Origin of the sequence: Streptomyces xinghaiensis S187, from assembly GCF_000220705.2 — a bacterium.
GTDB classification, from domain to species: domain Bacteria; phylum Actinomycetota; class Actinomycetes; order Streptomycetales; family Streptomycetaceae; genus Streptomyces; species Streptomyces xinghaiensis.
On record NZ_CP023202.1, the window covers coordinates 6,191,328 to 6,208,570 of the forward strand.

Annotated in this window: 15 protein-coding genes; 14 read left to right on the forward strand and 1 reads right to left on the reverse strand. The window is 75.2% G+C overall.

Annotation, left to right across the window (positions count from 1 at the left end):
* Positions 1–304: 304 nt before the first annotated feature.
* From SXIN_RS26400 to SXIN_RS26415, 4 genes are all read left to right on the forward strand, one after another.
* Positions 305–1,333 carry a hypothetical protein gene (locus tag SXIN_RS26400; protein WP_157916344.1) on the forward strand — a complete coding sequence of 343 codons (1,029 nt, stop codon included), beginning with the start codon at positions 305–307 and terminating at the stop codon, positions 1,331–1,333.
* A 161-nt stretch (positions 1,334–1,494) separates the two neighbouring features.
* Entirely contained in the window at positions 1,495–2,685 is a 1,191-nt protein-coding gene (gene mycP, locus SXIN_RS26405; protein WP_420341096.1) for a type VII secretion-associated serine protease mycosin, read from the forward strand.
* A 65-nt stretch (positions 2,686–2,750) separates the two neighbouring features.
* A complete protein-coding gene (locus tag SXIN_RS26410; protein ID WP_095757633.1) occupies positions 2,751–3,491 on the forward strand; it encodes an SseB family protein in 741 nt (246 codons plus the stop codon).
* 57 nt (positions 3,492–3,548) lie between these two features.
* Positions 3,549–4,286 (forward strand): aquaporin, encoded by a 738-nt coding sequence (locus SXIN_RS26415; RefSeq protein ID WP_095757634.1) that lies wholly within the window; start codon positions 3,549–3,551, stop codon positions 4,284–4,286.
* Positions 4,287–4,379: 93 nt separating this feature from the next.
* On the opposite strand, the gene SXIN_RS26420 is transcribed toward SXIN_RS26415, so the two are convergent.
* Positions 4,380–4,766: a DUF1844 domain-containing protein gene (locus SXIN_RS26420; protein ID WP_019708839.1), complete on the reverse strand. Its 387-nt coding sequence runs from the start codon at positions 4,764–4,766 to the stop codon at positions 4,380–4,382.
* A 363-nt stretch (positions 4,767–5,129) separates the two neighbouring features.
* Here SXIN_RS26420 and infC point away from each other — a divergent pair, with 363 nt between their 5' ends.
* From infC to SXIN_RS26475, 10 genes are all read left to right on the forward strand, one after another.
* The gene (infC, locus tag SXIN_RS26425) at positions 5,130–5,765 is read left to right on the forward strand and encodes a translation initiation factor IF-3 (RefSeq protein ID WP_095757635.1); all 636 of its coding nucleotides are present in this window, start codon (positions 5,130–5,132) and stop codon (positions 5,763–5,765) included.
* 151 nt (positions 5,766–5,916) lie between these two features.
* On the forward strand, positions 5,917–6,111 hold the full coding sequence (gene rpmI / locus SXIN_RS26430) for a 50S ribosomal protein L35 (protein ID WP_019708837.1): 195 nt from the start codon (positions 5,917–5,919) through the stop codon (positions 6,109–6,111).
* Positions 6,112–6,227: 116 nt separating this feature from the next.
* A complete protein-coding gene (gene rplT, locus SXIN_RS26435; protein ID WP_017945472.1) occupies positions 6,228–6,614 on the forward strand; it encodes a 50S ribosomal protein L20 in 387 nt (128 codons plus the stop codon).
* 175 nt (positions 6,615–6,789) lie between these two features.
* Positions 6,790–7,644 carry a TrmH family RNA methyltransferase gene (locus SXIN_RS26440; protein WP_019708836.1) on the forward strand — a complete coding sequence of 285 codons (855 nt, stop codon included), beginning with the start codon at positions 6,790–6,792 and terminating at the stop codon, positions 7,642–7,644.
* A 66-nt stretch (positions 7,645–7,710) separates the two neighbouring features.
* The gene (locus SXIN_RS26445; RefSeq protein WP_019708835.1) at positions 7,711–8,811 is read left to right on the forward strand and encodes a sensor histidine kinase; all 1,101 of its coding nucleotides are present in this window, start codon (positions 7,711–7,713) and stop codon (positions 8,809–8,811) included.
* Between the two features lie 126 nt (positions 8,812–8,937).
* Positions 8,938–10,062 (forward strand): phenylalanine--tRNA ligase subunit alpha, encoded by a 1,125-nt coding sequence (gene pheS / locus SXIN_RS26450; RefSeq protein ID WP_019708834.1) that lies wholly within the window; start codon positions 8,938–8,940, stop codon positions 10,060–10,062.
* On the forward strand, positions 10,062–12,590 hold the full coding sequence (pheT, locus tag SXIN_RS26455; protein ID WP_095757636.1) for a phenylalanine--tRNA ligase subunit beta: 2,529 nt from the start codon (positions 10,062–10,064) through the stop codon (positions 12,588–12,590). The genes pheS and pheT overlap by 1 nt, the downstream gene beginning before the upstream one ends.
* Before the next feature lie 653 nt (positions 12,591–13,243).
* Positions 13,244–14,743 carry a PP2C family protein-serine/threonine phosphatase gene (locus SXIN_RS32965; RefSeq protein ID WP_337589363.1) on the forward strand — a complete coding sequence of 500 codons (1,500 nt, stop codon included), beginning with the start codon at positions 13,244–13,246 and terminating at the stop codon, positions 14,741–14,743.
* A 250-nt stretch (positions 14,744–14,993) separates the two neighbouring features.
* Positions 14,994–16,334, forward strand: a complete 1,341-nt coding sequence (locus SXIN_RS26470; RefSeq protein WP_019708832.1) for an NsdA family TPR-like regulatory protein — start codon at positions 14,994–14,996, stop codon at positions 16,332–16,334.
* 58 nt (positions 16,335–16,392) lie between these two features.
* Entirely contained in the window at positions 16,393–16,932 is a 540-nt protein-coding gene (locus tag SXIN_RS26475) for an NUDIX hydrolase (protein ID WP_019708831.1), read from the forward strand.
* The last annotated feature ends 311 nt before the right edge of the window (positions 16,933–17,243 follow it).

Below are 17,243 nucleotides of genomic sequence, written 5' to 3' on the forward strand. Positions count from 1 at the left end.
CACGGCCTTCCGGTTGCCGGTGGCATGACCGACCATGAAAAGGCCTGCCCCGCAAGGTGACCAGCGGCCCGGGCGAGCACGAACCGAAGGGGGGCGGATGAGCGCCGAGGCCCCACGCGCGTCCGCCCGCCGGTCCGAGGACTTCCCGCCCCCGCCGCCCGGCAGCCCGCCGCCCTGGCCCGGCCCGCCCCCGCACCCGCCCGCCGCTCCGCCGGGACCCGCGGACGCCCCCGCACCGCCACGGGGCACGCCACCGCGGCCCCCGGCACCCCCGCGCCCGGCCGGTGCCCCGCCCCGCCCGGGCGTGCCCCCGCAGCCCCAACAGCCGCCGCCCGCACCGCAGGAGAGCTGGTTCGCCCCGGCACCCCCCGCGTCCGGGCACGGCGGCACCACCGGGACGGACCGGACGGCTCCGCCCGGCGGCGCGCCCCGCCCCCGCTTCGCCTGGGAGGACTGGGAGAACTGGGACGGCGGCCGGCAGGACGGACGCGACGGGCGCGGCCGCGAACTGCCCCGCCTCCCGCTCCGGCAGCGGCTCCGCCGCCTCACCCCCCGGGCGGTGGCCGAACGGCTGGCGCGGATACGGCCGCCGGTGCGCACCGCCGGCATCGCCGGCTGCCTCGTCCTCGGCCTCGGCCTGCTCGGCGGGGCCGCCGCGGGAAGCTGGCTGACCGGCGGCACCGGCGAACAGACCGCCGCGGGAAGCGAGTTCACCCGGGCACGCGAGCTCTGGCACAGCGTCCCGGTCGACGAGATCTTCCCCCGCTCGCTCTCCGGCGACGGCGCGGGCCCCGGCGGCACCGACCGCACCTGGGTCCGGATCGCCGTCGCCCCGGACGGTGACTGCGCCGCGGCCTTCGACCCGCTGCTGGCCAAGGTCCTCTCCCCGGCCGGCTGCGAACGCCTGCTGCGCGCCACCTACGTGGACGCGACCAGCAGCAGCGTCACCACCGTCGGACTGGTCGTCACCCGGACCGACCGGGCCGCCATGAAGGCGCTCCACGACCGCTTCGAACGGGAGGACCTCGGCGACCGCGCCGACCTGATCCCGCGTCCGTACGCCGCGCCGGACACCCCGGCCGAGGACTTCGGCGACGCACAGCGCGCTTCCTGGACCGTCCGCGTGCTGCCGGACCTCCCGGCCGTCGTCTACGCCGTCTCCGGCTTCGCCGACGGCCGGACGGTGAGCGACCGGCTCTCCGCCGAGGAGGCCACCGCCGAGGGCGCGACCGCCGCCCCCGCCCAGGCCGGCCTCGGCCATGACGCCCGGGGTGTCGCGGACCGCGTGGAACGCGGCTTCCGCGACGCCGCCACCGAGGAGGAGCGCGGATGACTCCGGACCGCACCCCGCACGACCGCCCGCGGGACCTCCCGGCGCCGCCCGCCGCCCCGTCCGCGCGGAGCCGGGCGCGGTGGCGGAAGACCACCGGACCGGCCGCCCGCGGCGCCGGCCGGCCCCGGCGCGGGCCCGCCGCCCGACGGCCGGCCGGGCGGGTGCGCCGGGCCGCCGCCGCGCTCCTCCTGGCCCTCGCGGCCACCGCCGCGGCCTCGGGTGTGTCCCCGGCCCACGCCGACGCCATACGCGACCAGGAGTGGGCCCTGGACGCGCTCCGCACCGAGCGGGCCTGGCGGACCACTCAGGGGGAGGGCGTCACGGTCGCCGTCCTCGACACCGGCGTCGACGGCGACCACCCGGATCTCACCGGCCAGGTGCTGCAGGGCAAGGACTTCATCGGCTTCGGGGCGCGGCCCGGCGACCGCGCCTGGGCCCGGCACGGCACCGCCATGGCCGGGATCATCGCGGGCCACGGGCACGGTCCCGGCAACGGCGACGGGGTCCTCGGCGTCGCCCCGCGCGCCAAGATCCTCCCGGTCCGGGTCATCCTGGAGGACAGCGACCCCGCCCGTAAGCGGGCCCGCGGCAACCGCGGCGGCGCGCTCGCCGAGGGCATCCGCTGGGCGGCGGACCAGGGCGCCGACGTGATCAACCTGTCCCTCGGCGACGACAGCGAGTCCGCGCACCCCGAGCCGGGCGAGGACTCCGCCGTGCAGTACGCCCTCGCCAAGGGCGCCGTGGTGGTCGCCTCCGCCGGCAACGGCGGCGAGGACGGCGACCGGGTCTCCTACCCCGCGGCCTACCCCGGCGTCATCGCCGTGACCGCCGTCGACCGCTTCGGCGCCCGCGCGCCCTTCTCCACCCGCCGCTGGTACGCCACCGTCTGCGCCCCCGGCGTGGACGTCGTCATAGCCGACCCGGACCGCCGCTACTACGAGGGCTGGGGCACCAGCGCCGCCGCCGCGTTCGTCTCCGGCTCGGCGGCCCTGGTCCGCTCGGCCCACCCCGGGCTGAGCCCCGCGCAGGTCAAGAAGCTGCTGGAGGACACCGCCCGGGACTCGCCACCCGGCGGCCGCGACGACGCCCTGGGGCGGGGCATGGTCGACCCGGCCGCGGCGATCCGGGCCGGCGGCGACCTCACCCCGCGCCCGCAGAAGCCGAGCCCCGTCCCGTACCAGAAGCGCTACTTCGGCGCGGGCCCGGCCGGCGACGGGGACGGCGACGGCGGCGGTGCCCTGCCGGCCACGTCCGCCGCCGTGGCGGGCGGCGCCCTCCTCGCCACCGCGGGCGTCCTCTGGCACGCCGGCCGCCGCAACCGCGACCCGGACCTCCTCTTCCCCCTGCGCTGAGCAGGGCTTCTACGGGGCGGCGGACCCGGGCCGGGGGCCGGCGGACCGGCCGATACCCTCGACCCGTGGCCCTCAAGAACATCCCGGAATCCCCCTTCTCCGACGACGACGGCTCCGCCGACCCCCGGCTCGCCGCCGCCCTCACGGCCTACGCCGGCGACCGCGCGGCCGAGCCCGCGGTGCTGTCCGCGCTGCCCGGTACCCGCCTGCTGGTCCCGGTCGTCGCCGTGCTCGGCGAGACCGAGACCGGCGCGGACGGCCTGCGCCGGGAGAAGACCAGCGACATGGCCGTGCCCACCCTCCGGGCCCCCGGCGGCCGCCGCGCCCTGCCGGCCTTCACCTCCACCGAGGCGCTGGCCCGCTGGGACCCGGAGGCCCGGCCGGTCGCCGTACCGTTCCGCCAGGCGCTGCGGGCCGCCGCCCACGAGCAGGCCGACACCGTGGTCCTGGACCTGGCCGGCCCGGTGCCGTACGAGCTCACCGGCCCGGCGCTGCTGGCGCTGGCCGAGGGCCGGGAGAGCGCCGACCCGCTCGCGGACCCCGCCGTCCGGGACGCGCTGCGCGCGGTGCTGGCCGCCGAGCCGGACGTCGTCCGGGCCCGGCTCGTCCCCGCGCGGGAGACCGACGGGACCCTCGCGCTCGTCCTCGCTCCGGAGGCGGACGCCCGCGAGGCCACCCGGCGGGTGGCGGGCGCGCTCGCCGCCGACGAGGTGCTGCGGGCCCGGCTGGTGCGCGGGCTGGACCTGGCGCCGCTCCCGGAGGGCACCCCGCTGCCGGGGGAGCCGCTCTTCACCCGGGAGGCGTAACGTCCGAAAACGCCCCACAATGCGGAGAGTCGTCATGATCTCTGTGAGGAGGGCGTCATGGATGCGCGCAAAGCCGTGTCCGAGTTCCTGGGCACGCTGCTGCTGGTGTTCTTCGCGGTGGGTTCGGCCGTGCTCGGTGCCGAGTACATCGGCACCGTCGGCATCGCCCTGACCTTCGGCTTCACTCTTCTGGCCCTGGCCTACGCGCTGGGCCCGGTCTCCGGCTGCCACATCAACCCGGCGGTCACCCTCGGCATGCTGATGGCCGGGCGGCTCTCCCCGCGCGCGGCCGTCGAGTACTGGGTGGCGCAGGTGCTGGGCGGCATCACCGGAGCGCTGCTGCTGTTCATCCTGGCCAAGCAGGTACCGGGCCTGGAGACGAGCGGCGCCTTCGGCAGCAACGGCTACGGCTACCGCTCGCCGGTCGGCGTCAACACCTTCGGCGCGCTGATCGCCGAGACCGTCCTGACCTTCCTGCTGGTCTACGTGATCCTGGACGTCACCCACCGGGTCGCGGTGGTCGGCTTCGACGGCCTGGCGATGGGCCTGGCGCTGGCCGCGGTCCATCTCGTCGGCATCCCGCTCACCGGTACGTCCGTGAACCCGGCCCGGTCCATCGGCCCCGCGATCTTCGCCGGCCCGGACGCCCTGGCGCAGCTCTGGCTCTTCATCCTGGCGCCGCTGGCCGGCGGGGCGCTGGCCGCGGTCGTGCACGCGGTGACGCACCCGGCCGGGGAGCCGCGGCAGATCGCCGACGAGGCCGCGGCCGCGGACGCCGGGGGCGGCCGGCGGTGACCGGCCCGGGCCCCGGTGCCCGTAGGTGCGTACGGCCGGTGTGCCGTCGGCCGGACGGCTCGCCGGGCGCCCCGGCCCTCCCGTCCCCCGTCCTCAGCCGAGGACGGGCCCGGTGAACTTCTCGCCCGGGCCCTGGCCCGGCTCGTCCGGCACCACGGAGGCCTCGCGGAAGGCGAGCTGGAGCGACTTGAGCCCGTCCCGCAGCGGTGAGGCGTGGTACGAGCCGACCTCGGTGGCGCCGGCCGTGACCAGCCCGGCCAGCGCGGTGATCAGCTTCCGGGCCTCGTCCAGGTCCTTGTGCTCCGGGCCCTCCTCGGCGAGGCCGAGGTTGACCGCCGCGGCGCTCATCAGGTGCACCGCCACCGTCGTGATCACCTCGACGGCGGGGACCTCCGCGATGTCCCGGGTCATGCTGTCGAAGTCGGGGCCGGGCTCGCCGGGTCCGGGGGAGGCGGGCTGCTGCGGAGGAACGTCACTCATGGCTCGGCTTCACTTTCGAATGGAGGGGACGCCCTCAGCCTAGAGCCCGCCGGAGCCGGTGCGACGGGCGGCCCGGGCGCTGGTATATTGGATGCACGACCGGTCGGACACTCATGTGACCGACCCACAAGTGGAGGCTCCGTTCTCCCACCTGACCGGCTTCGCGGCCGGCGGGTCACCGGTCAGGCAGTGCCCTTCGGCTCGCGGTCGCGGCCGGGCGGTACCGCCGATGCGCCCCACGGTGAACCGTGGTGGTGCTCCCGGTTTCCGCGGAGCTCCGCCTGTGTCCCGTCCGGGGCGTTTTTGCGTGCCGCGCGGTGGTCGTCAGATCAGACGTTACGCGGCTGTCCGCCAGACGGTCGCGTGGGTGCTAACCGAGGAGGCCCCATCAGCGCCGAGCCCCGCATCAACGACCGGATCCGAGTCCCCGAGGTACGACTCGTCGGTCCCAGTGGCGAGCAGGTCGGCATCGTGCCGCTTGCCAAGGCACTGGAGCTCGCACAGGAGTACGACCTCGACCTTGTCGAGGTGGCGGCGAACGCCCGTCCCCCCGTGTGCAAGCTCATGGACTACGGGAAGTTCAAGTACGAGTCGGCCATGAAGGCCCGTGAGGCGCGCAAGAACCAGGCGCACACGGTCATCAAGGAGATGAAGCTCCGGCCGAAGATCGATCCGCACGACTACGACACCAAAAAGGGTCACGTCGTCCGGTTCCTCAAGCAGGGCGACAAGGTCAAGATCACGATCATGTTCCGCGGGCGCGAGCAGTCCCGCCCCGAGCTGGGCTTCCGGCTGCTCCAGCGGCTCGCGGAGGACGTCCAGGACCTGGGCTTCGTCGAGTCCAATCCCAAGCAGGACGGCCGGAACATGATCATGGTTCTCGGTCCGCACAAGAAGAAGACCGAGGCGATGGCCGAAGCCCGCGAGCTGAAGGCGGCCCGCAAGGCGGAGGCCGCCGGCGAGCAGCAGCCCGCCGAGGAGCCCGCCGAGGCGTCGTAAGCCCCGGGGCGCCCGCGGCCGCGGGCCCGGTGGGCCCGCGCGGGAACCCCGTCCGGGACGGCCGTCCCGGACACCAACCGAACCAACTGACGCTTCCGCAGGCCGGTCCTCCGGACCGGGGAGGCGCCACCTACGAGGAGAGAACGGCGACATGCCGAAGAACAAGACGCACAGTGGTGCACGCAAGCGCTTCAAGCTCACCGGCTCCGGCAAGGTGATGCGCCAGCGCGCCGGTCGCCGCCACCTTCTCGAGCACAAGCCGTCCACCCTGACGCGCCGTCTTGCCGGCAAGACCGAGATGGCCCCGGCCGACGCCAAGAAGATCAAGAAGCTTCTCGGCAAGTGACGCAGACCGCCCCGGGCGTCCCCAGGGACGCGGACCGGGGCGGTGCGCCGCAGAACCGGGACCCGTCGATCCGGGCCGCGTGACCATCCCGCGGCCCCGTACAAGGAGTTAAACAAGTGGCACGCGTCAAGCGGGCAGTCAACGCCCACAAGAAGCGCCGGGCGATCCTCGAGCAGGCCAGCGGTTACCGGGGCCAGCGGTCCCGCCTGTACCGCAAGGCCAAGGAGCAGGTCACCCACTCCCTGGTCTACAACTACAACGACCGCAAGAAGCGCAAGGGCGACTTCCGGCAGCTGTGGATCCAGCGGATCAACGCCGCGGCCCGCGCCAACGGCATCACCTACAACCGCTTCATCCAGGGTCTGAAGGCCGCCAACGTCGAGGTGGACCGCAAGATCCTGGCCGAGCTCGCGGTGAACGACGCCAACGCCTTCGCCGCGCTGGTCGAGGTGGCCCAGAAGGCGCTGCCGAGCGACGTCAACGCCCCGAAGGCCGCTGCCTGATCCGCAGGCGCCGGCCGAGAGGCTTCAGCGGACCCGCAGGCCCTGCCTGCGGGTCCGCTCTTTTGCGGCGGGCGGCCCCGGCCGGGCCCGTCCGCCGCGCACCGCACGAGCGCCGGGCACCGCACCCGCCGCACGCACGCACCGACCGCACCGAGAACGAAGCGAGCCGCCGCCCATGGGCACCCCCGAGCTGATCTCCCCGCGCTCCCCCCGCGTCGCCGCCGCCCGCCGGCTGGCCCGGCGGAACTTCCGGAGCAAGGAGCGCCGGTTCATCGCCGAGGGCCCGCAGGCCGTACGGGAGGCCGTGGCGCACCGCACCGGCGGCGAACCCACCCTGACCGAGCTGTTCACCACCGCCGAGGCCGCCGAGCGGTACCCGGACCTCGTCGCCGCCGCCCGCGGTTCCGGTGCCCGGGTCCACACGGCCTCCGCCGAGGTGCTGGCGGACCTCTCGCAGACCGTCACGCCGCAGGGGCTGGTCGGGGTCTGCCGCTTCCTGGACTCGCCCTTCGAGGAGATCGCCGCCGCCCGGCCCCGGCTGGTCGCCGTGCTGGCGAACGTCCGCGACCCCGGCAACGCCGGCACCGTGCTGCGCTGCGCGGACGCCGCGGGCGCCGACGCCGTCGTCCTCACCGACGCCTCCGTCGACCTCTACAACCCCAAGGCGGTACGGGCCTCGGTCGGCAGCGTCTTCCACCTCCCCGTCGCCGTCGGCGTGCCGGTCGAGCGGGTGGTGAGCGGGCTGCGGGACGCCGGGCTGCGCGTCCTGGCCGCCGACGGCGCGGGGGAGCGGGACCTCGACGGCGAGCTGGACGCCGGCACCATGGGCGGCCCCACCGCGTGGATCTTCGGCAACGAGGCCTGGGGCCTGCCCGAGGAGACCCGCGCCCTCGCCGACGCGGTGGTACGGGTTCCGGTCCACGGAAAGGCCGAGAGTCTGAACCTCGCGACCGCCGCGGCCGTATGCCTCTATGCCTCGGCCCGTGCGCAGCGTGCTTCCGGAGGGTGCCGCTCCGTCACTTTCAGCTAGTAGGGTTGCGGCCCGGGGCCGACTTCAGGGGGTGCGGTGAGGGACGTCAGGACTTCGGGGCGGCCGGTGCCGGACACCGGGCCGCCGGTCTCGGCGGCCGACTGGACCCCCGGGCTGACCGCCCTCGGCCTCGACCCGGACGACCTGCCCGACGGCCTGGCCGTCGCCGACGAGAACGGCCGCCTCATCTGCTTCAACGCCGCGGCCGGGAGGATCACCGGGCTCCGGCCCTCCCAGGTGCTGGGCCTGCCGCTGGAGCGGGCGCTGCCGCTGGAGGATCTGGAGGGCCGCCGCTGGTGGGCGTGCACCGACCCGTACGGCGGGCTGGCCACCCGGGTCGGCCAGCCCGAGCGGAACCTCTTACTCCCGGGCGGCCGTGAGGTGCTGGTCTCCGCCCGTTACATACGCCGCCGCCGGCTGGGCCCGGTGCACCGGCTCGTGATCTCCCTGCGCGGCACCGAGGCCCGGCGCCGCACCGAGCGGAGCCACGCCGAGCTGATCGCCACCGTCGCCCACGAGCTGCGGTCGCCGCTCACCTCCGTCAAGGGCTTCACCGCCACCCTGCTCGCCAAGTGGGAACGGTTCACGGACGACCAGAAACGGCTGATGCTGGAGACGGTCGACGCCGACGCCGACCGCGTCACCCGGCTCATCGCGGAACTGCTCGACATCTCCCGGATCGACTCCGGCCGGCTGGAGATACACCGGCAGCCGGTGGACATGGCCGCCGCCGTCCGCCGCCATGTCGCGGCGCACGTCGGCGCGGGGGAGCCGGAGGACCGTTTCACCGTCCGCGTCGCGGGGCCGCTGCCGGCGCTCTGGGCGGATCCGGACAAGGTGGACCAGGTCCTCGGCAATCTGCTGGAAAATGCCGTGCGCCACGGCGAGGGAACCGTCACCATCGAGGTGTCAGCCGCCGACCCGCCGAATGAGGGAACGTCCGTCACCGTGAGCGATGAGGGCCCCGGGATCCCCGAGGAGTCGATGAGCCGCGTCTTCACCCGCTTCTGGCGGGGCAGCAAGCGCGGCGGCACCGGCCTGGGCCTGTACATCGTCAAGGGGATCGTGGAGGCCCACGGCGGGACGATCGAGGTCGGCCGCGCCCCCGGCGGCGGCGCCCGCTTCCGATTTACCCTGCCCGTCGCCGTTCCGTCCTTCCTGGCCTGAGCGGCCGCGGGCTTCCCCGTCCCCCGCGCCCCGTAGACTCGGGCGGTGGCACCCAGGGCTGCTCCGGCAGCCGGCGAGCCACCGAGCACGGGCCGCGCAGCCAGCCAATCGGAAACACGGGAAGAGATGTCGGCACCCAATAAGTCGTACGACCCTGTCGAGGTCGAGGCACTGAAACCGGAACAGATCGCCCGGATGCGGGACGAGGCGCTCGCCGCCATCGCCGCCGCCGGGGATCTCGCGGCCCTGCACGAGGCGAAGGTGGCCCACGCCGGTGACCGCTCGCCGCTCGCCCTCGCCAACCGCGAGATCGGCGCCCTCCCGCCGCACGCCAAGGCCGACGCCGGCAAGCGCGTCGGCAGCGCCCGCGGCGAGGTGAAGCGTGCGCTGGGGGTCCGCCAGGAGGAGCTGGAGGCCGAGCGCGACGAGCGCGTGCTGGTCGAGGAGGCGGTGGACGTCACCCTGCCGCACGACCGCGAACCGGCCGGTGCCCGGCACCCGCTGACCACGCTCATGGAGCGCATCGAGGACATCTTCGTGGCCATGGGCTACGAGGTCGCCGAGGGCCCCGAGGTCGAGTCGGAGTGGCTGAACTTCGACGCCCTCAACATCGCCCCGGACCACCCGGCCCGCACCATGCAGGACACCTTCTTCGTGGAGTCCGCCGCCCGGGGCCGCGACGAGTCCGGCGTCGTGCTGCGCACCCACACCTCCCCGGTGCAGATCCGCTCGATGCTCGACCGCGAGCCGCCGGTCTACGTGATCTGCCCCGGCCGCGTCTACCGCACCGACGAGCTGGACGCCACCCACACCCCGGTCTTCCACCAGGTCGAGCTGCTCGCCGTGGACGAGGGCCTGACCATGGCGGACCTCAAGGGCACCCTGGACCACATGGTCCAGTCCCTCTTCGGCGAGGGCATGACGACCCGGCTGCGGCCGAACTACTTCCCGTTCACCGAGCCCTCCGCCGAGATGGACATGGAGTGCTACGTCTGCCGCGGCGAGTCCGTCGGCAACCCGGACCGCCCCTGCCGCACCTGCGGCAGCGAGGGCTGGATCGAGCTGGGCGGCTGCGGCATGGTCAACCCGCGGGTGCTGACCGCCTGCGGCGTCGACCCGGAGAAGTACAGCGGATTCGCCTTCGGGTTCGGCATCGAACGGATGCTGATGTTCCGCCACAACGTCGAGGACATGCGAGACATGGTCGAGGGTGACGTGCGCTTCACCCGGCCCTTCGGGATGGAGATCTGATGCGGGTCCCGCTCAGCTGGCTGCGGGAGTATGTCGACCTCCCCGCCGGCCAGACCGGTCGTGACGTCCAGGCCAGGCTCATCGACGCCGGCTTGGAGGTCGAGACCGTCGAACAGCTCGGCACCGGCCTCAAGGGCCCGCTGGTGGTCGGCGAGGTGCTGGCCATCGAGGAGCTCACCGGCTTCCGGAAGCCCATCCGCTACTGCCAGGTGAACGTCGCCGGCGCCAACGGCACCGGCGAGCCGCAGAACATCGTCTGCGGCGCGCGGAATTTCGCCGTCGGCGACAAGGTCGTCGTGGTGCTCCCCGGCGCCGTGCTCCCGGGCGACTTCGCCATCTCGGCGCGGAAGACCTACGGCAAGGTCTCCGAGGGCATGATCTGCTCGGCCGCCGAGCTGGGCATGTCCGACGACCACGAGGGCATCATCGTCCTCCCGCCGGGGCACGAGCCGGGCAGCGACGCGATCGAACTGCTCGAACTCGTCGACGAGGTGCTGGACATCGCCGTCACGCCCGACCGCGGCTACTGCCTGTCGATGCGGGGCATCGCCCGCGAGACGGCCACCGCCTACGGCGTCCCGCTGCGCGACCCGGCCCTGCTCGACGTCCCCGCGCCCAACGAGCACGGCCACCCCGTCGAGGTCGCCGACCCGCGCGCCTGCGACCGCTTCACCGCCCGGACGGTCACCGGCCTCGACCCCGAGGCGCACTCACCGGTCTGGCTCCGGCGCCGGCTGCAGAAGGCCGGGATGCGGCCCATCTCCCTGGCCGTGGACATCACCAACTACGTGATGCTCGAACTCGGCCAGCCGCTGCACGCCTACGACCGCGCCCGGCTCGACGGGCCGGTCGGCGTGCGCCGCGCCGAGCCCGGCGAGAAGCTCACCACCCTGGACGGTGTCCAGCGCCTCCTCGACCCCGAGGACCTGGTAATCACCGACCGCCGCGGCCCCATCGGGCTCGCCGGCGTCATGGGCGGCGCCGACACCGAGATCGGTGACGCGGAGGCCGACCCGGAGACCGGCTCGGTCACCGGCGGCACCACCGAGGTCGTCATCGAGGCCGCCCACTTCGACCCGGTGACGGTCGCCCGGACCGCCCGCCGCCACAAGCTGTCCTCCGAGGCGTCCCGGCGCTTCGAGCGCGGCGTCGACCCCGAGGCCGCCTCGGCCGCCGCCCAGCGCGCCGTCGACCTGCTGGTGCTGCTCGCCGGCGGCTCCGCGGAGGCCGGGGTCACCGAGGTCGTCACCCCCTCCGGTCCGCACACCGTCAGGATCGCCGCGGACCACCCCGACCGCGTCGCGGGCGTCGCCTACGGCCGCGAGACCGTCGTCCGCCGCCTCCAGCAGATCGGCTGCGACGTCTACGGGCAGGACGAACTCACCGTCACCGCGCCCAGCTGGCGGCCCGACCTCACCGACCCCAACGACCTCGCCGAGGAGGTCATCCGGCTGGAGGGCTACGCCAATCTGCCCTCCACCCTGCCCAGGCCGCCCGCCGGCCGGGGCCTGACCGAGCGGCAGCGGCTGCACCGCCGGGTGGGCCGGGCCCTCGCCGGCGCCGGCTTCACCGAGGCGCTCAGCTACCCGTTCCTCGGGGAGAGCGTCTTCGACCAGCTCGGCCTGGACGCGGACGACCCGCGCCGCGCCGTGGTGCGGCTGGCCAACCCGCTCGCCGACACCGAGCCCGCGCTGCGCACCACCCTGCTGCCCGGTCTGCTCGCCGCGCTGCGCCGCAACGACGGGCGCGGCGAACACGATCTGGCGCTCTTCGAGACCGGCCTGGTCTTCCGGCCGACCGGCGCGGAACAGCCCGCCCCGCGGCCGCCCGTCGACCGCCGGCCCACCGGGGAGGAACTCGCCGCTCTCGCCGCCGCGCTGCCGGACCAGCCGCGCCGCGTCGCGGTCGTCCTCTCCGGCGCCCGCCGGCTGGGCGGCTGGTGGGGCAAGGGGTCCGCGGCGAACTGGGCCGACGCCGTCGAGGCCGCCCGCACGGTCGCCCGCGAGGCCCGGGCCGAGCTGACGGTCCGCCAGGACCGGCACGCCCCCTGGCACCCCGGCCGCTGCGCGGCGCTGCTCGCGTCGGTCGGCGGTGAGGAGCGGGTCGTCGGGCACGCCGGCGAACTGCACCCCCGGGCCGTCAAGGCCCTCGGGCTGCCCGAGCGCACCTGCGCCATGGAGATCGACCTCGACCTGCTGGAGCGGGCCGGGGCCGGCCCGCTCCGGGCCCCCCGGGTCTCGGCCTTCCCCGTCGCCACCCAGGACGTCGCCCTGGTCGTGGACGGCTCGGTGGCCGCGGCCGACGTCGGCACCGCACTGCGCGCCGGCGCCGGGGAGCTCCTGGAGTCCCTGCGGCTGTTCGACGTGTTCACCGGCGAGCAGCTCGGCGAGGGCCGCAAGTCCCTCGCGTACACGCTGCGCTTCCGCGCCCCGGACCGCACACTGACCGCCGAGGAGATCTCCGCGGCGCGCGACGCGGCGGTGGCGGCCGCGGCGGACCGCACGGGGGCGGTGCTGCGCGGCGCCTGACCGCGCGCGGTGCCAACGCCCGACGGTGAGGGGGCGTTCCGGAGCTCATGGCTCCGGGGCGCCCCCTCGCCCGTTCCGGAGTCCGCTCCCGGTCCCGTGGCCGCTCACCGGCCCGTGTGGGCACGAGTGGGCCGGGCACGGGCCGGGCACCGGCCGGGGCGCCGGGGCGGGCGGGCCCACCGGGCGCGAGCCCGCTCCCAGGCGCGTGCTCCGGCGCGGTGAGCGTCAAGCCGCCGTGCCCTCTCACTCGTTGCCCCAGCACACAGGTCACTGCGGAACCGGCCCGGTGGCATGGGTCGGCGGCCGGTGAGAGTTGTCCGGGCCGCTGGAGAACAACTGGTCAAACGAGTGCCAAGGGATCGGTGGGCGGTCGGCGCGCCGAGCAGGATCGTTCCATTACTCGTTCGCGTAAGGGAACCGAACAACTCGCCCGATCGGGTGAAGTCAGTACAACAGGGTTCGCATCGACTCTCCGAGTCGAAAGACTCGACGCGTTCCGCCGTGGGCACCGCAGAGCAGCAACCGGAGCCCGTCCGCCGGGAGACCACCCGGGGACGCCCGCAGGAGAGACCCGGTCACGGCGCATCCCGCCGCCCGACGGCTCCGACCGGCCGGGCCGGCGGACGGACGGACCACGAGGGGAACCCGCCGGCATGAACAGTCACCGGACCACGCACGTCCCCGGCCGCCGCACCCGAGCCCTGCGCGCAGCCCTCATCGCCCTGCCCGGCCTGTGGGTGCTGTCCGTCGCGGGATGGGAACTGCTGCGCCCGGCCGGACCGGACCTGACGCCACTGCTCGCGGCGGCGCCCGCCCTCGCCTGCGCGGGGAGCGGACGCCGGTGCTGCGTCCTCGTCAGCGGGGGCGGTGCGCTCCTCGTCCTCGCCCTTCTCGGCTTCCTGGACGGCGGACGGGCGACGGGCCTTCACCTCGGCGTCTCCTGTGCCGTCGTCACGGCGCTCGTGGCCGCCTGCCTCTCGACGGGCCGCGGCCGGCGGCTGCTGCGGGAGCTGGAACGCACCCGCGCGGTCGCCGTCGCCGCCCAGCAGGTGCTGCTCCGCCCGCTGCCCGCCGCAGTCGGGGGGTTCACCACCGCGGTGCGGCATCTCTCCGCGACCCGCGGCGCCTCCGTCGGCGGTGATCTGTACGAGGCGCTGGTGACCCCGTACGGGGTGCGGATCGTCGTGGGGGACGTCCGCGGGCACGGCCTGGCGGCGATCGGCACCGTCGCCGCCGTCCTCGGCTGCTTCCGCGAGGCCGCGCACGCCGAACCGGATCTGGCCGGAGTGCTGCGCCGGCTGGACCGTGCGCTCGGCCGGCATCTGCACGAGGGACCGGGGGAGGGGGACCGGGACCCGTACGGGCCGGACGGGTCCGCCGAGGAGTTCGTCACCGTCCTGCTGCTGGAGCTGCGCCCGGACGAGGAGCTGTCGGTGCTCAACTGCGGCCACCCCTGGCCGTACCGGCTGCGGACGGACGGGTGCGGCGGCAGGCACGGCGGGGTGGGGGCGGTGGACGGGGAGGGGCTCCCGGGCGCGGCGGGCGCACCGGCCGGGCCCGGGGCGCGCACGGGCCGCGGCTGCCGTGACGGCGGCACCGAACAGCCGGGGAAGCGCCGTGAACCAGGGGAAATGCGCAGTAACAAGCCCTTGGGCTCTCTCGCTCCGGAGAAATCCCCCAACCCGGCACCCACGGGGAAAGCCGACGACGCGGCACCCGCGGAGGAGTGCGAAGAGGGCGCCGTGCCCCCGCCGGGCGGGTCTCCCGTCCAGCCGCTGAGCGACGCCGGCCCCCTGCCGCCGCTCGGCGCGTTCCCCCTGCCCGACCGGCTGCCGGCGGAACGGCTGCCCCCGCTCCGCCCGGGAGAGCTGCTCCTGCTGCACACCGACGGGGCGGAGGAGGCCCGCGACGCCGCCCGGCGCTTCTTCCCGCTGGCGCGCACCCTGGAAACCGCCGTGTCCTCCGGTGCGGTCCGCACACCGGAGGAGCTGGTCGACCGGGTGGAGGCGGCGCTGCTGCGGCACACCGGCGGCCGGCTGGCGGACGATGTGGCGCTGCTCGCGATACGTCGCGGCGCGGCCCGCGTTCCGTCCGGCCGGACCGCGCCGGAGAGCACCGGCGGAGCCGTCGCCCCGCCGGCCGCGGCGGGCTGACCGGCGCCGGGCACCGGCGGCCGCGATCCCCGGCCGGGGCCGTCGAGCCGTCGGCCCGTCACCTCCGTCGGCCACTCCGCACCTCCGGCCGCCGCTCCGCGACGCCGTCCGGGCTCACCGGAACCAGGGCTCACCGCCGTATCACGGCAACCGGGCCGGCGGCCCCCGCGCGGACCGGTGGTGGCCGGTTCCCACCCCGCTCCGTCGCCACTCCATTACGCTAATGACCCCGAGCGCAACGGGAGGGCACGTGGAGCCCAACACCCTGCTCGACGCCGTCCTCGACGAGGCGGGCATCTCGCACGCCGGGCTGGCCGCGCACGTCAACGAGGCCGGGCGGGCCCGGGGCCTGACCCTGCGCTACGAACACACCGCCGTCGCCCGCTGGCTGAAGGGCCAGCGCCCGCGGGGCCAGGTCCCGGACATCATCTGCGAGGTGCTCGGCGAGCGGGTGCGGCGTGCGCTCACCCTCGACGACATCGGGCTCGGGCCGCCCGGTTCGGGCCACGCGCCGCACGGCACGCCGCTCGCCGGATTCGTCGACCGGGCCACGGCCCTGTGGCGGTCCGACGAGCAGCAGCGCCCCCATGTGGTCGGCGCCCCCGCGGTCACCGGGACCCCGGCCGTGATGCCCGTCTGGGAGTGGGAGAACCCGCCCGAGGACGCGGACGTCTCGCGCCGCGGGCAGGTGCGCGTCGGCCTCCCGGATATCGAGATGCTGCGCACGGCCCGTGCCCACTACGAGCAGATGTACCGGAAGACGGGCGGGGTGGCGACGCGGTCGCGGATCGTGGGCTTCCTCAACGCCGAGACGGCGCCGCTGCTGCGCGGCAGTTACACCGATGCCACCGGGCGGCTGCTGCACCGTGCGGTCGGCGGGCTGGTGGCCGTCGCGGGCATCTGCGCGTACGACTCGGACGCGTACGGGCTGGCGCAGCGCTACTTCCACCAGGCGCTGCGGCTGGCCAAGGCCAGCGGTGACCGGGGGCTGGGCGCCTACACAATCGCGCTGCTGGTCAACCAGTCGCTGCACATGGGGGAGTTCCGGCAGGCGGTGGCGTTCGCCGAGACGGCGCTGCGCGCGGCCGGGCCGCACATCACCCCGGCGCTCTCCGCCGATCTGTACGCGATGCAGGCGAAGGCGTACGCGAAGCTGGGGGACGGGCGGTCGGCGCTGGCCTGTATCGGGCGGGCGGAGCGGGAGGCGGAGAGCATCCGGCGCGGTCAGGAACCGGCCGAGACCGGCTATGTGCAGCCGGGGCTGGTGAATGTGCAGGTGGCGGAGGCGCTGCTGAGTCTGGGGGATCTGGGGGCGGCGCACGAGCACGCTATGGCGGCGGTGGACAGCCCGGCGCACGACCGGGGGCGGGTGCACCGGCTGGCGCTGTTCACCCAGATCGAGCTCTGCCGGGGCGACGCCGATCAGGCCGTGGCCACGGCGGTGGAGATGACCGAGCGGGTGCGGGGCATGGAGTCGCGGCGGCTCCGGGACCGGCTCCGCGCCGTACGGGAAGACCTCGTGGCGAGCAGGTGTGCCGCGAGCGCCGAGGCCGCCGAACTCATCGACCGGACTCTGCGCGTACCGCTCTGAGGGCCCCGGACGACGGGCCCGCTGTGTCGGCTGGACGGGGGCGGAAGGTGGCGGATTCGTGCGATGGAAGAACACCGGCGAACGCACCGTGTACGAGAATCGCTGGTTCCGGGTGAACCTCGCCGATGTCGAACTCCCCGACGGGCGCCGTCTCGACCACTATCTGATCCGGCTCCGCCCGGTGGCGGCCGCCACGGTCGTCAATGAGGCGAACGAGGTGCTGCTGCTGTGGCGGCACCGGTTCATCACCGGGACGTACGGCTGGGAGCTGGCGGCCGGGGTGGTCGAGGAGAGCGAGGACTGCGCGTTCGCGGCGGCGCGGGAGATGGAGGAGGAGACCGGCTGGCGGCCCGGCCGGCTCCGGCATCTGCTGTCGGTGGAGCCGTCCAACGGGCTGACGGACGCGCGGCACCACATCTACTGGACGGACGAGGCCGAGTACATCGGGCAGCCGGCGGACGCCTACGAGTCCGACCGGAGGGAGTGGGTGCCGCTGAAGCTGGTGCCCGACATGGTGGCGCGGGGTGAGGTGCCGGCGGCGAACATGGCGGCGGCGCTGCTGATGCTCCATCACCTCCGGTGCGGGGGGCGGCCGTAGGCTCCGGGATCCCGTTGTGCCGGAGGGGGCGGGCGGGAACGGTGATGCGGGCGGCGCACACCCCGTGTGAAGTGCGCACCCTCATCGCGCCCGCGCACACGCTCCCCCCGGGGCCGTGCGCCGTGATGGAGTCGGAGGTGGTCCGGAGCCACCCCGGTTACCGGGACGCGGGGCTTCCCCCCTGTTTCCGCGTCCCGCCGCCGCCCCGCTCGTCCGTCCTGGCGAACGGGGCGGCGGGCCGTCGGGGGCCGGGCGAGCGCGTGCGCGGGGCGTGCGGCCGGCCGTCGCTCTCCGTACCGGTGCCGCCCGGT

What these genes read in the sequence shown, in the direction of transcription:
- SXIN_RS26415 (WP_095757634.1), top strand. Translation starts at nt 3,549, where the DNA reads ATGGATGCGCGCAAAGCCGTGTCCGAGTTCCTGGGCACGCTGCTGCTG.
- SXIN_RS26420 (WP_019708839.1), bottom strand. Translation starts at nt 4,766, where the DNA reads ATGAGTGACGTTCCTCCGCAGCAGCCCGCCTCCCCCGGACCCGGCGAG.
- rpmI (WP_019708837.1), top strand. Translation starts at nt 5,917, where the DNA reads ATGCCGAAGAACAAGACGCACAGTGGTGCACGCAAGCGCTTCAAGCTC.
- SXIN_RS26440 (WP_019708836.1), top strand. Translation starts at nt 6,790, where the DNA reads ATGGGCACCCCCGAGCTGATCTCCCCGCGCTCCCCCCGCGTCGCCGCC.
- pheS (WP_019708834.1), top strand. Translation starts at nt 8,938, where the DNA reads ATGTCGGCACCCAATAAGTCGTACGACCCTGTCGAGGTCGAGGCACTG.
- pheT (WP_095757636.1), top strand. Translation starts at nt 10,062, where the DNA reads ATGCGGGTCCCGCTCAGCTGGCTGCGGGAGTATGTCGACCTCCCCGCC.
- SXIN_RS32965 (WP_337589363.1), top strand. Translation starts at nt 13,244, where the DNA reads ATGAACAGTCACCGGACCACGCACGTCCCCGGCCGCCGCACCCGAGCC.